Genomic DNA, 14,127 nt, shown 5'->3' with positions numbered 1-14,127 from the left:
ATATACTTTTTATACCTATCATTCATATTTAACATGCTCTTGTTTGTTTATTCTGATTCAATCAATTGATATAAATCTAATCCTTATCAAAAATGAAGAGTCCTTTAACAAGAAAAAGCCCTTTATTTGTCTCACTCTATGGGGTCAGTCCCGTCCATAAAGAGCTTTTTTATATGTTATTTCTGAGAATACTTGTTATGTAAACTTTAAAAGTGGATTATTACTCCGTGACTTCTTTTTCCACCATACTTATTATTCTATACAAAGCTAAAGATGTAGTCTCCACATCCGGAAAATGTTCAATATGGCCCGTTTCAACATTCTTCAATTGAAAAGTCTGTAGTTCTTTAGAGTAACTGAGAGAAAAGGTATGATTTCCACTACAAAGGGTATGAGTGATTTCACTATCTTCATACCGTAATAAAGTTTCTAACATTTCTTTGATTTTAATTATTGTCATGTATCACCAAACCCCTTTCTCACTATTTTTAAAAAAAATTACAAATTAAAGTTTAATCCATTTTAACATAGGGTATATTTATAAGTTATTACCTCCGATAACTGAAATGAAGATTTAAAAAATGAAATAAATTTGTAAAAAAAACAAAAAATGTAATGTTGCATTAGGATTAGGTGATATATGACAAATGCAACATAGTTGGGAATTACAGATAGATATGTTATAAAAGATGTAAATGAAATATATGTTTTGAATGTAATGATACAAAGAATCTTATTTGAAAATAAGATTTTTGGGGAGGTAGGAGGTATCTGAAATTGAGTAGTGCATCTAGATTTAAAATGCAAATTTACAGTCCTAGCTGGGGACAAAATGACCTTTATCAGTTTATAAAAACAAAAGATGGTTGGAAGTTTGAAAACTATAGATGTAAGGGTGAAGTAGATAAAGGCGGTAATCCTTTGTTCTATAAAGCACTTGCTTCTGATTCTATTTCCTATCCTGATTATCTAGATGTTTATATCTCTAGTGCTTGGGAGAACGTTGATGCGTTAAATAAAAAACAGGTTCAGATTATTTTTGATGGACTATCTGAATGGGTATCGGCTAGTGAAAATGACCTCAATTAACCCTTTATCATGTTGAAAAAAATGAGCACGACCATGGGTATATCCAGATTTAAAGGTTCATTATAAAAGCTCTTTTGTTTTTTATCTAAAAACATATCTAGTGTGGGTAGTACAAGGAAGGAGAACTTTTCTTTATATACAAGGAATGAAAATAAAAATAGATAATAATTCATTTAGAGATATTGATTACTTAAAGATAACTATAATCTAAAAACAAATAAGGGGCGTATTCAAAATGGAAATTATTTATAACCAGAGAGAGAAAATGACCGATTTTATTAGAGATAATAAACAGAATTTCCAGGATAAACTCTTATCAGAGGCGGTTAACGTAGCCTCTAAGATTACTGACATTTTAGAAACTGGAAATATTGATCTTTTAAAAAATGCTCAAAAGTTAGCTCTATATGTCGTAGAACAAAAAGAAGAACAACTCGTTGCTTTCGCTCAACAAGAAGGGGTAGCCTGGGCAGAGTACGCCCTAACTCTTGCCTTTAAACTAGAATGGGTACAAGCCATTAGGCGAACATTATGGCATTTTCTCTATCAATATGATCGAATAAATAACCAATTTAATAGCCGTGAAGAATTTTATGCCTTAGAGAAGCGTATTAATGATAGGATTGATCAATTTCTTAACACTTTTCTTATTAGTTATTCCAAGTATAAAGATGAATTAATTGCCTCACAGAAGAACTTAGTTGAACATCTATCTGTGCCCGTTATACCACTCAGTCAATCTGTAGCTGTATTACCGTTGATTGGAATGGTTGACATCTACCGTATCCAAACGATTGAGGAGAAAGTTTTGATAGCCATCTCGGATTTAAAGATTCAAACATTAATTATAGATTTGTCCGGAATTGCTAATATGGAGATGCATGTCATTGACCATTTTCAAAAAATATTAACTGGCATTTCAATGATGGGAAGTAAAGCCATTCTTACAGGTTTACGTGCTGACTTGGTGCGAACAATGATTCACTCAGGAATCTCCTTTGAGGATAAGGCAGAAGCAAAAGGGACATTACAGCAAACATTAAAAGAATATTTAGAACAGAACCGACTATAGAAGGAATAGAGAAGTTTTCTCTACACGCGGAAATGCGGATGAGTTTGTGAAAACACATTCGTATTGAAAAAGGAAATAAAATCTATTCTATTTTAGCAATGATTACTTAGATAACCCTAGAGTTATAACTCTAGGGTTGTTTTGCTATAGTATCGATAGAATACTAATTCCGCATAGAATATACATCTTAAATCAACTTAATGCAAAAAAGCTGAGAAACTTAATTTCTTAGCTTTTTTGAGTTTCTATCGCTAAAAGGAAAAGGTTTTTTTCACTTTCTATCTAATGTGATAAGGTAAGAAGTGTGTAGAAGCTGTGTTAACATCTCTACATACTAATTTAAAATAATAGGAGGAGGTGTTTGAATATGAATAAAATGGAACTAGTTAGTGCTGTTGCAACAAAAGCAGAACTAACACAGAAAGATGCTGAAAAAGCTGTAAATGCGCTACTGGAAACAATTTATAACACACTTGCCAAGAAAGAAAAAAATCCAACTGATTGGATTTGGGACATTTGAAGTGCGGGACCGTGCAGCACGAACAGGTCGTAATCCTCAAACAGGTGAAGAAGTAGATATTCCTGCTTCGAAAGTCGCTGCTTTTAAAGCAGGAAAAGAATTAAAACAAGCTGTTAAATAACATCGTATATTTGCAATCATTTATAGAAAAGTTCTAGGATTATTCCATAGAGCTTTTCTATTTGCAAAATTGTATAAAAATTTATGTGTTGATTCTAAAAGATTGAAACTTAGTTTTATAAATTAAATATTCATCTTTGCTTATCTCTTTCACTTTTATACCTACAAATATATCATGCTTATTCAGTGCCCCCTTAACAAGGATAAATATTTTAAAGTCTCAAAGTCCATTTCCTCTTTAAGGTAGAACTTTTTATAACTTATTCATAAGGGAGCTAATTTGATGTTAAAAGAAATCGAAATGTTGAATTTGGGAATTAATTTATGTAAACAGATTAAAGATTTATTAGAAGAAATTGAGCAGGAAAATTCAGGTGAATATAATATATAATCAAAGGAGCACAAACCACATGCGGTTTGCGCTTCTTTAAATGATAAATACCAATAGAAGTAAAATAAAAAATTCCACCAATAGATTGACAGTTTAATGCTTTATGGTATTAAGTTAGCTGATCATTATTGATAACTTGTCTGGCGTTAAGTGGTTTTTTGAAGGTAAATAGAATTCAATTCGTATACTATTTGGATAAGACTATTTATTCTAACGTATCTATGGTTAAATTCAAACTAAGAAGTGCTTGTTCGAGGTTTGATTTTACAGTTAGTTTACTAAAATTAATTCCAAGTTGTATCATGGTCTGAGCAACTTCAGGACGGATACCAATTAACATGGTTTTTACCCCAAGTAAATCTAATGCCTCAATGATTTTAAAAATTTGATGGGCAACCATAGTGTCCACAATCATAACACCAGAGAGATCAAATAGAAGGTGAGATAATTTCAATTCATTTGCTTTCTTCAACGTTTCGTCTAGTAAGAGAGTAGCTCTTTCCGTATCTACCTCTCCAATTAGAGGAAGTATAGCAATTCCTTTTGTGATAGGGACCATAGGGACGGATAATTCAAGGAAGGCACTCTTCGCTTTTTTTAATGTTTCATGATGGAAATTAACATAAGTCAAACTAAAAGCATAAACAGCTTTATCTAATAAAGGATCAATAATCGAGCTTAATTCAAATACCGTGTCTATCGGCATGTTGTGTTTTTTTATTTCTTCTTTAAGTACTTCCCATATAAATTTCCGATAATAACTTGTGGTCTCTAAAGCCTCACTCAGAGAAACCCCTAGATTTGATGCCAATTCTCCTGACTCTTTGCCCCATTTCAATATTCGATCGAAACTTGTATTTTGATCGAGGTTTAACATGATTGCTTCTCCAAAATTGTTGATGAAGTTTGCTCTCAATTCTATGATTTTTTCATTTGTAAGATTGAAATTCCTTGTTTGTTTAAGGTTTACCATTCTACTTGTATGTACTTTATGCGCAATTTCATACTTTTTTTCTACGATTTTTTCTCCTAGAAAGTGCAAATTATTCATTAAATTTTGTCCTCCGATCTTACCTTATCTAAAAAGGTGATTTTCATTATTTTAACATTTAAAATAAGGGCTCCAGAATTAGTTTTTTAAGATAAGTAGATTGTTCCCAAGGTAGTAAAAGTCATTGTAATTAATTCTTTAATACCGAGAATTCGCTTTATGGTAATTAGCTCTATAAACTACAAATAAAGCTAGCTGTGTTAAGCTAGCTTTATATTTTCATACCGTTTTTCTATAAGTTTTTCAAGTTTTTCAATTGCTTGCTTATCTTTAAGCAATTCTTCTTTATTCTCTTTTACTAGATCTTCAAATGATTTTGTATGCTTACGCATGTTAACACTTCTTTCTTTTATAGTGGATCGCTTTAACTATACCTTATCTAGGCAATTTTAGGTAATAAAACAACTTCACTATTTACAATAGTTCTCGTGCAAATAGGTATATTCTCTTTTATTTTCTCACATTTTGAATTTCGATAAGATTCCCTTCAGGGTCTTTTGCAAAAACAATAGTTATAATACCAATATCTCGGTAGTTTTTCAATTATCTCCTCCACAGTTGGTACAAAAAACAGAACTTCATGATTGATGATACTAAAAGACGAAAAGAAATGATGTAATCGTACGAAAATCTCACAAAGTGCTCAAGTGAAAAAGCCCGAATAAGGGACACTTTTTATGTAGTGACCTTTATTCGGGTTATAGTTCAACTAATCCAGGCAGTTTTTCATGAAAATTGAATGATTTTATCGTATGGATATTTAATTTTCATCGAGGTTTGGTCTTTTGTTATTCAAGTTCACACGCGATTTTTTATTGTCTACGAGATGCTTAATTTCTTTGAAGCTTACAAAACGTTTATTTTGTTGATCTAAAAGTCGAAAACGAAGGGACTTCAAGCTTGTGCTTAGTGTAATGGTTGTTGCCTTCTGTAATGGTGGCGTAGACTCATGCGCCTTTTCTAAATTATAGTTGGGAACTCTTGGAGCCAAATGATGTACGTGATGGAAACCAATATTACCTGTTACCCATTGTAAAACTTTAGGGAGCTTGTAATAGGAGCTACCATCAACCGCAGCCTTCACGTAATCCCACTCTTCTTCTCTTTCAAAGTAGGAATCTTCAAATTGATGCTGTACGTAAAATAGCCAAATTCCAAGTGATCCTGTTACGAAAAGGATGGGAGCTTGAACGAGCAGAAAAGCTTGCCAACCAATAACCCAACATAAAAGTGCATATACTGCAACAATTGAGAAATTGGTTAAATATGTGTTCAAACGTTCCTTTCGTTTCGCGTCTTTTCGGTTCAATCGGTTAGAAACGAAGAAAAGATAGATGGGCCCTAGTCCAAACATAACAATTGGATTGCGGTAAACTCGGTAAGCTAACCGGCCCCAGTAGGAAGCTGCAACATACTCATCAACCGTCATGACCCACACATCACCAGTTCCTCGTTTATCTAAGTTACTGCTCGTGGCATGATGAATCGAGTGGCTTCGTTTCCACTGTTCATACGGAAACATGGTGATAACCCCACTAATTGTACCAAGGATATTATTCGCTTTTCGGCTTTTGAAAAATGATTGATGACAACAATCATGGAAAATAATGAAAATTCGGACGACGAACCCGGCTGTAACAATAGATAAGGGTAGTGTTAACCAATAAGAAACCGACAAACTTTGATAAGCTAGAAACCAAAGTAACAAGAACGGAAGGAATGTGTTTATCAATTGCTTTATACTCGATTCCGTATTGGGTTTTTCAAAAGGTGCTACATTTTTTCTTAATTCAATCGTTTTTTGTTTGATCATGTGTTCCTCCTTACATCTTTACCGTGTTTAATATTCAGCTCTTCTTTATCTTTATAGTAGAACATAGTAGCTGGTAATAAAAGATATAAACGTCAAGTAACTAGTATGACAACTGTCATACATGTGTGTATGTATTTTCTTAATAAAAGGAAAAGGGCGTGGAAAAAATTTAGTTTCATTAAAGCATTATTTCAGTCCTAGCTATGTAAAAGTGCTCATAAACCTGTACTTTTCCAAGAGGTATTGAGCTACTATTTTTAAAATATAATGCGAACAAAAAACTACCTCTACTATGATGACTAGAATGAAGGTAGTTTTTTCAGAGCTATGAATGTTCAACTGTCGTTCATTTTGGTATAAAAACGGTTTAACAATTTCATCATATCACGCCCCGATTTCCTTGACGGTTTATCATCATCACGCATACTCACATACCAGCTGCCCTTGTCATCTTCATTTAATCTATATACCTTACCGTTTCTACTATCTGTATAAAAGTCTCCATCCTTCAGTCTCAAACGATCCCCCCTCTACCACTTATATACCCGGTATTGTACCAACATATCCATTTTATAAAAAATTTCATCTACACAAAAACAGTAGGTTTTAAATTAGGCCTTTTACAATACAGGTTTTTACACTTTAAAGATTCATCTACTTTCCTGTATTTGCTATATTCAGTTTTATATGGTACGATTAAGTTAATTATTTTTGTTCGGTGTAGGATTAAGAGAAGAGAAATCTCTTCCATAGAAATTTTCATCTTAAGATAGTATGGTTGGACAAGGGTAGTAATACAAGTGTGGAATATTCCACACCAGGAGGAAATATTATGGAACAAGGTACAGTAAAATGGTTTAATGCAGACAAAGGGTTCGGTTTTATTGAAATTGAAGGCGGAGACGATGTATTTGTACATTTCAGCTCTATTCAAAGTGAAGGCTTTAAATCGTTAGACGAAGGTCAAAAAGTAACGTTTGATATCGAACAAGGGCAACGTGGAGCACAAGCTGCTAACGTTCATAAAGTAGCATAATCAAAATGAGTAAAAAGACTCCATCTGGGAGTCTTTTTTACTTTTAATTCCACTAGCTAGAAAAACCAGACTTAAAAGTCTGGTTTTTTAGACAAAACGAACGGTACAAGGTGTAGACTAGTTAAAACATACACTGGAAATATAAAGCAAATAAGGATATCAATTTGTTAAGGAGTTTAATTGTAGTTAAAAAAATCAGAAGTTTTTGGTAATTTACAAAAAAATGTGGGTATGAATTATTTTTAATGGGGATTAGGAGACTCATCTAAAAACCGTTCTCGAGCTCTCATTTTATGGCCACATAAAGGACACTTTTGATGATTTTCATAAGAGAAGTTTTTTCTCATCCAACCATTAGACTCTTCCGATTGATATTCCCAAATTTCTGTTCGTTCTTTAGGTAAGGGTTCTTGACCTTTCTTCCTATGGTTATAATACTTAACTACATCATTCCTTCTAAATAGTTTACCTTTTAAAAAAGAGATATCAGGACCCCTATCTTTCTAAATTAAACCGCATTTTATAGATCCTATAAGAATTTATAAATACACGGAAGCGTGGATAAAATAAGGCATGAATTCGTCTTGTACAGATAAGTTAGAACAAGACTTCCATTGATAATAACACTGATTTACAATACGCAGGAATGAATAAGTAACATCTCTGGTTAAAGAGTACTTTTCTCATTTCTGAATTTGAGTAAAAGAAGGAGCACGAAACAGTTGAAAAATTTTTCTGATTTTCACTTAAGTAAGGACATTGAAAAGGCCATTCATAACTTGGGTTTTGAAGAGGCTACGCCAATTCAGGCTGAAGCTATTCCAATAGCTATGACGGGTAAAGATCTAATTGGACAAGCTCAAACCGGGACTGGAAAGACAACAGCTTTTGGTATACCCCTTATTGAGCGAGTTGAGCTTGATGAAGAAGCGATTCAGGGAATCGTTCTAGCGCCGACGCGTGAACTGGCGATTCAAGTAGCTGAGGAATTAAATCGAATTGGACAGGTAAAAGGAGTTAAAACGTTACCCATTTATGGGGGGCAGGACATTAATCGTCAAATCAAGGCCCTCAAGAACAGACCGCATATTATCTCGGCAACCCCTGGACGTCTTATGGACCATATGAAAAGAAGGACGATTCGTTTAAATCATATTCGCACGGCTGTTCTAGATGAAGCAGATGAGATGTTAAACATGGGCTTTATTGAAGATATCCAAACGATTCTTGGTGGCATCTCTTCTCCCCATCAAACCTTACTATTTTCAGCAACCATGTCGAAGCAAGTACAGAGTTTAGCCCAGAAATTCATGAACACTCCTGAACTCGTGAAAGTAAAAGCGAAGGAGTTAACCGTAAAGAATATTGAACAACAGTATGTAGAAATTCCGGAAAATCGAAAGTTTGATGTTCTTTGCAATCTTGTAGATCTTCAATCACCAGACCTGGCTATTGTATTTGGACGTACGAAAAAACGTGTGGATGAACTTGCCGAAGGGCTAAAAAAACGTGGGTATGCAGCAGAAGGCATTCATGGAGATCTTACACAATCAAAACGTGCCGATGTGATTCGTCAATTTAAGGAGCATACGATTGAGATTATGGTCGCAACCGACGTTGCAGCAAGAGGACTTGATATTACAGGTGTCAGTCATGTCTATAATTTTGATATTCCTCAGGATCCTGAAAGCTATGTTCATCGCATTGGTCGAACAGGACGGGCAGGTAATAAGGGAATGGCGGTTACATTTATAACTTCGAGAGAACGTCATCACTTAAAAGTGATTGAAGATGTTACGAAAACAAAGATGTCTAGACAATCGCCTCCCACTTCTAGTGAAGTAATGGCAGGAAATCAGGAAGCAATCATACACCGCGTTTTGAACACCATCGACAAGAGAGAGTTCGGGGAATATAAACCTGTGGCGGAAAAGTTATTAGAAGAAGTGGATTCTGTTACTTTATTGTCAGCCACTTTAAAGCTCTTAACAAAAGAATCCAATATGGCTCCTGTCCAATTAACTGAAGTGGCACCACTTCGTAATGAAAAGGCAAAAACAGAGCGTAAGAGAAGTAGAGGCAGAAAAGAAACCGTATGGCGTGAAAAAATGTATAGAAAATAATCCCTTACTGTTTTATGACTATGTACTTCATGAGTAGGTATTGAGGTTTATCACACCGTAAGGTGTCAAACTACAACTATCCCTTCGTGAACCAACTATCGAAGAAAGGTTGCTTACTTTTTTAACACATATATCAGAAAACCTATACGAATTGATGTAAGCCTTTCTCAGCTCCATTATAAGAATCACACGGCAACTTTAATTGGTAATCCTTATGATTGTGGAGAACTAAAAAAATATCAGGCAAAAGAACTGGGTAAAAATAAAGAATCTTAAGAGATTTAAATTATGTCTTAAGATAAATTTTATTATTTCTGATGCGAGAGAGGATGAGGGCTATGAGCGTAAAACCATTTACTAATGGAGAAATAGTAAACATAAGAGTATCGAATGAATTAGTGACAATCTTAAAAAGTCATTATGTAAAAAACATGAAAAGATACTCTTATACGGTCAATAAATATCCAAGTACTTTTTTCTTTGAAGAAGAATTAATGAAACAAGAATAATAAGTAGATAAAGAGGTGCTACACCTATGCTTAAATTTAAAGTTATTTTTGAATTTATAAATGGCAGGTCAAAGGAATTAAAATTTGAAGCCATATCAAAGAAAGAAGTCATTAGTCATATAACAAAAGATGAAAGATTCATTTCGAATGAAAAAGAGCTAGTGCATATCAATTTAAATAATGTGGTACAGTTTATGGTTACAGAAGAAAAATAAGAATAATAAAGATAGGCATCTATTAATTGGGGTGCTTTTTATTTTGATAGAAATACTGATTTAAGAAATAAGCAACACTATAAGGTTTAGAGCTTTTTGATTCCATGACGTGTCATCAGTGGCAAGCACTTATGAAAAATAGGTGATTTTTTTATGGGTGGTAGCTCTAAATCTGCTAGTATTAAGGCGGAGAATGAAGACGTTTTAAAACAATAAATTTCAAGCCATGAAGGTTGGTTTGAATTTAAAGAAATAGTAACCAGTAAAAGAACTATAAAAGTGTCTAGGAGATTAGAAACATTGACTTATCTCTCAATTAGAGAATATCGAAAACCAACAGTAGAAAGATTTAATTAAATAATCCTTTAAGGATACTGATCCAGCAGTGTCCTTTTTTATTTTAAGAAAACAGGGAATCTTTTAAGACTCGTCGTATTAATATAGATAAAGAGGTGGTTGAATTGAAACTGAAACAATTAATTATCAATAATATTGAATTTAACGTTGAAAATTTTGAAGAAAAAACAATTACACATTCCACTACAGGTGAACAGCTAAAAAAGATTGGTTTTGCATTTTCGGTTATAGGAAAAAAAGAGTATAACTTATATGACTTATTTTTTGAGAGCCCAAATTTTGAACTTACTATTGTTGATACAAATGAAAAACTTAAAATGAAAAATATTTCACACAGTACTTTCTATCAAGCAGCAGAGATATCAGATGACACAAAAGTCGTATTTAGAATTAAGTTACAACAAGAGCCAGCCAAAGAAAAAGAACTTACAGAAGATCAGAAGTTGATGGTTAACGCCGTAAATGAGGTTGTGTTATCTAGGATAAGATTTAAAGTGTTAGTAGAAGTACTAGAAGAAAAAGGATTAATCAAAGGTGATGAATTATTTGGTGAGATTGAAAAAGTAGCTAAAAAAGACTTTGACACGTTAAAGAGAGAATTACTTTATGAAAAAGAGCTACTAAAATGAAGAAAAAAAGCTGCCAGTCCAGACGGGCAGCCCTTCCTTAAACCTTCTCAACAGTTCCCTCTACCATAAAATATAACGAGCCTTTACTTTATTTCTTCTTCATGTTCTTGTTTGTTGAAGCTCCAGTGTTATTTTTCCCTCCAGAGGCAGGAGAATTGGTACCTTTAGCTTGAGTTTCTTGCTTTTGATTGTTTACTGAGACTGCAGCCTCTTGAAGCTCTTCCACAACAGGAGAAGTTGTCACTTTAAGTTGGGATTCCTGCTTCTTGTTGGTTGAAAGTGTAACCTTTTCCTCTTTTGGAATGTCAGAAGCAGGTGCCGCAGCAACTTCTGCATAACTTTGGTCTACGTAATTAGTCCTGTTTTGATAGACTTCAGAGTCAGAAAGTTCTGATTGTTCGATTCGTGCTTCTTCCTTTCGAACAGTGTCTTTCATCTCTTTTGTCTCTTGAATTTTACGCTTGCCAACGACTACTTCTTCCACGACTACAGGTCTTTTCGTCACCTCAATTCGTTCTTCTGTAATAGGAATACGGATGATTTCATTTTCTGTCAATGGGCTGCCATCGTACTGACCGTCTATGACCGGACGTCTTTCTACATAGACTTCCTCACGGATAACAGGAACCTGGATAGTTCGTAGTTCTTCCACAACTTCCTTACGAAGTTGTACTTCACCGATCTGGACGCGTTCTTTTCTTACATCGAGTTGTTCTTCACGAAGTTGGACGGATTTTTGCTCTTCACTCTCGTATTGAATCTCTCTAATCGTATCATATGAAGGAATCGTTTGAGTTTCCTCTGTATCAATCAGAACAAGAATTTTCCCTTTGTTCACATCCATTTCACACTGCTTCGCCGTAGAACTTTGAACCCCCATTCTAACAAGTTTTGAAGTTAGATCACTGGCTTGTTTAACAGGATTCATTCCACCTGTCATCATGGTGAGAAAACTGTCCATCATCACACCTGCTAACGAACTTACTGCTGGTGTACCGACTTCTATCATCACGTCGGTTTCAGCTCTCAATCGCAGAGTATCACTTCTATTTTTTGCTACCACCATTATATCTGTTTCACGATACCCCTGACGTTTTAACCCCTCAATTGTGTACATCGCTTCTTGCTCCGAATAAAAAGTTCCGACAACTCTTTTTGTTATTCCCATTCTCCCATCTCCTTAAAATTGAAGTAAACGCAAACATATCCTTACATTTAATTCCACATTTTTTATATACCCAGTGTTTTTTATTTGAAACGTAGTAAGAGTGACTGTATAAATGCCAAAATTTCGACAACATTTCTATTTATTTTGATATTTTTCGTTAGAAGAATGGTAAACGAAATTTGTTTATTTTTTGATAAAATTAATCGTAAATAACTTGTAAAATGCATATCTACAGAAGATATTAAAAATGGCAATAATCGGTTTTAAAGAAAAGTGGAGATTTGACTACATAAGATATAATAAGCAAAACTATTTTTCAAAAAAAGTTGGATTGGAATGTAAAAAGAAACATATCTTTTTGAAGATTTGTTTTTTTCTTTTTATTTAATCATTTATAAAAATAAATAATAATTAATATCTGAAGTAAACTCATCAAGATGCTGTAAGGTACCAAACCTTAGATTCGAATTGCATAACATCCAAACAATTGAAAGCAACTACTGATGCTCAGGCAGTAGTAGCTTTCTGTTGTTTGATGTATACCTTATTCATATTTGGTTTACATAATCACTATATGGGGAAGAGGTAAGCAATACAGCAAACAACACGTGTTGTTTCTGGGTCCTAATATTCATCTATTAGTGAGTTTTTTTATTAAGATGAAAAGAATGAAAAATGTTTTTATTATATAAGCAATACCAAAGGAGTTAAGATATATGCAAAGTGTTCAAAGTGAGGATTTAAAGGATATTAGAGCTACAATCCTCGAAAAAAAAGAAGGTTTAGCTGAAACAAAAAGACAAGAACTTGCAGATACTCATCATATTTATACAGAGCTAACAAATTTCCGCGTTGATCTTATTACAATTTATGGGGAATCCATTTTGATGGAAAAAGATGTAGCTATCGATACTATAAAAAAGTGGGGAGAAAACATAGCTGATCTATTAGTGAATCATGGTCTTCCATTAAACCTTGCTTTAGAGGAAATTAGCTTTTATCGAAATGAAATTGGAGAAATCATTAAAGAAAAAGGGGAAGATAACCAATTTTCTTTAGATACTTTTCACTCCATAACTTCTCATTTTAATACTGTTGTGGATAACGCTATTCAATGGGTAAGTAAATCATATGTAAAAGGTTATACAGAAAAGATAAATCATGCAAAGTATGCTATTGATGAACTTTCTATTCCAGTTGTCCGCATGACAGAAGAAATAGGAATTCTTCCCTTAGTAGGCGATTTAGATACAAAAAGAGCACAGATTTTAATGGAAAATGCTTTAGATAAAGGAAAGGAGTACAAATTAAAATGGCTAATCTTTGATCTATCTGCCGTCCCCATTATTGATACAATGGTAGCTGATCAACTTTTCAAAGTAATAGCAGCACTAAAACTTTTAGGAATTAACGTCATTATAAGTGGAATGCGTGCAGAAATTGCTCAAATCATGGTCAGATTAGGCATAGAAGTGAAAGGTATCAAAAGTTTTTCTAGTTTACATCAAGCTGTTGATTATGCAAATTCATTCACAGAATCTTTAAAATAATCCACAAATCATGGATCTATACTCGGGTTTCTTAATAGTACCAGAGAAAACTACCTTCATGCTGGACTGCACTCCAATTGTTAAACAGAAGCTAATAATTGGGGCTTTTATGTACATATAATAGCCACATCTAATTCTAGATGTGGCTATTAATATTCAGTTTTATTACCGAGAAATCAAATTATAGTAAGTAGATTTGACGATATCTGTAAGAACAAAAAAAGCACAAACCATATAGATTGGTTTGTGCTTTTTTGGCTAAGGAATAGCAATAAAAGAAAGATTGTCTAATAATATGGTAACAATTTAACGCTTTAAAGTAAAGATCATTTTTTGTTTCATGATAATTTAAATACGTTAAGTAAATGGGAAAGTATTTTATGTAAATTATTAATTTAACTATTTAATCTTACTAACGAATGGAGTTAGTATAGTTTCATGGACAACATTTAATTAAGTCCTTACAATTATTTTTGAGAGGATG

15 protein-coding genes and 1 pseudogene are annotated in these 14,127 nt (G+C 33.4%); 9 read left to right on the top strand and 7 right to left on the bottom strand.

Going from position 1 to position 14,127, the window contains the following annotated elements:
- Positions 1-220: 220 nt before the first annotated feature.
- Complete coding sequence (locus Q5794_RS29320) at positions 221-460, bottom strand: hypothetical protein (RefSeq protein ID WP_215055425.1); 240 nt, start codon at positions 458-460, stop codon at positions 221-223.
- Positions 461-777: 317 nt separating this feature from the next.
- Between Q5794_RS29320 and Q5794_RS29315 the strand changes: the two genes are divergently transcribed.
- The 3 genes and pseudogenes from Q5794_RS29315 to Q5794_RS29305 all read left to right on the top strand — a co-directional run bounded on the left by Q5794_RS29315 (position 778) and on the right by Q5794_RS29305 (position 2,802).
- Positions 778-1,089: a hypothetical protein gene (locus Q5794_RS29315; RefSeq protein ID WP_251034438.1), complete on the top strand. Its 312-nt coding sequence runs from the start codon at positions 778-780 to the stop codon at positions 1,087-1,089.
- Between the two features lie 235 nt (positions 1,090-1,324).
- Positions 1,325-2,161, top strand: coding sequence for an STAS domain-containing protein (locus Q5794_RS29310; protein ID WP_215055427.1), 837 nt, complete (start codon positions 1,325-1,327; stop codon positions 2,159-2,161).
- Between the two features lie 367 nt (positions 2,162-2,528).
- Positions 2,529-2,802 (top strand): annotated as a pseudogene (locus Q5794_RS29305) (HU family DNA-binding protein).
- A 595-nt stretch (positions 2,803-3,397) separates the two neighbouring features.
- On the opposite strand, the gene Q5794_RS29300 reads toward Q5794_RS29305, so the two are convergent.
- The 4 genes from Q5794_RS29300 to Q5794_RS29285 all read right to left on the bottom strand — a co-directional run bounded on the left by Q5794_RS29300 (position 3,398) and on the right by Q5794_RS29285 (position 6,574).
- Positions 3,398-4,243 carry an STAS domain-containing protein gene (locus tag Q5794_RS29300; RefSeq protein ID WP_374989483.1) on the bottom strand — a complete coding sequence of 282 codons (846 nt, stop codon included), beginning with the start codon at positions 4,241-4,243 and terminating at the stop codon, positions 3,398-3,400.
- A gap of 200 nt (positions 4,244-4,443) precedes the next feature.
- Positions 4,444-4,575 (bottom strand): FbpB family small basic protein, encoded by a 132-nt coding sequence (locus Q5794_RS29295; protein WP_215055431.1) that lies wholly within the window; start codon positions 4,573-4,575, stop codon positions 4,444-4,446.
- Between the two features lie 428 nt (positions 4,576-5,003).
- Positions 5,004-6,056 (bottom strand): fatty acid desaturase, encoded by a 1,053-nt coding sequence (locus tag Q5794_RS29290; RefSeq protein ID WP_374989482.1) that lies wholly within the window; start codon positions 6,054-6,056, stop codon positions 5,004-5,006.
- A 335-nt stretch (positions 6,057-6,391) separates the two neighbouring features.
- Complete coding sequence (locus tag Q5794_RS29285; protein WP_215055136.1) at positions 6,392-6,574, bottom strand: hypothetical protein; 183 nt, start codon at positions 6,572-6,574, stop codon at positions 6,392-6,394.
- 314 nt (positions 6,575-6,888) lie between these two features.
- Between Q5794_RS29285 and Q5794_RS29280 the strand changes: the two genes are divergently transcribed.
- Positions 6,889-7,092 carry a cold-shock protein gene (locus Q5794_RS29280; RefSeq protein WP_047934552.1) on the top strand — a complete coding sequence of 68 codons (204 nt, stop codon included), beginning with the start codon at positions 6,889-6,891 and terminating at the stop codon, positions 7,090-7,092.
- Between the two features lie 242 nt (positions 7,093-7,334).
- Here the strand turns inward: Q5794_RS29280 and Q5794_RS29275 are convergent, their stop codons facing one another.
- Entirely contained in the window at positions 7,335-7,577 is a 243-nt protein-coding gene (locus Q5794_RS29275) for a cold-inducible protein YdjO-related protein (RefSeq protein ID WP_162215385.1), read from the bottom strand.
- Positions 7,578-7,814: 237 nt separating this feature from the next.
- On the opposite strand from Q5794_RS29275, the gene Q5794_RS29270 reads away from it, so the two are divergent.
- From Q5794_RS29270 to Q5794_RS29255, 4 genes are all read left to right on the top strand, one after another.
- A complete protein-coding gene (locus Q5794_RS29270) occupies positions 7,815-9,215 on the top strand; it encodes a DEAD/DEAH box helicase (RefSeq protein WP_374989481.1) in 1,401 nt (466 codons plus the stop codon).
- A 338-nt stretch (positions 9,216-9,553) separates the two neighbouring features.
- Positions 9,554-9,724, top strand: a complete 171-nt coding sequence (locus Q5794_RS29265) for a hypothetical protein (RefSeq protein WP_214989313.1) — start codon at positions 9,554-9,556, stop codon at positions 9,722-9,724.
- 26 nt (positions 9,725-9,750) lie between these two features.
- On the top strand, positions 9,751-9,939 hold the full coding sequence (locus Q5794_RS29260; protein WP_214989312.1) for a hypothetical protein: 189 nt from the start codon (positions 9,751-9,753) through the stop codon (positions 9,937-9,939).
- Between the two features lie 461 nt (positions 9,940-10,400).
- Positions 10,401-10,925, top strand: a complete 525-nt coding sequence (locus Q5794_RS29255) for a hypothetical protein (RefSeq protein ID WP_251034341.1) — start codon at positions 10,401-10,403, stop codon at positions 10,923-10,925.
- Positions 10,926-11,013: 88 nt separating this feature from the next.
- Here Q5794_RS29255 and Q5794_RS29250 read toward each other — a convergent pair whose 3' ends face one another.
- The gene (locus Q5794_RS29250; RefSeq protein ID WP_374989480.1) at positions 11,014-12,093 is read right to left on the bottom strand and encodes a YsnF/AvaK domain-containing protein; all 1,080 of its coding nucleotides are present in this window, start codon (positions 12,091-12,093) and stop codon (positions 11,014-11,016) included.
- A 716-nt stretch (positions 12,094-12,809) separates the two neighbouring features.
- Between Q5794_RS29250 and Q5794_RS29245 the strand changes: the two genes are divergently transcribed.
- Positions 12,810-13,643, top strand: a complete 834-nt coding sequence (locus tag Q5794_RS29245) for an STAS domain-containing protein (protein WP_214989310.1) — start codon at positions 12,810-12,812, stop codon at positions 13,641-13,643.
- Positions 13,644-14,127: the final 484 nt, after the last annotated feature.

Source organism: Priestia megaterium, from assembly GCF_041941685.1.
Classification (GTDB): Bacteria; Bacillota; Bacilli; order Bacillales; family Bacillaceae_H; genus Priestia; species Priestia megaterium_C.
This window is presented reverse-complemented; position numbering and strand designations above follow the sequence as displayed.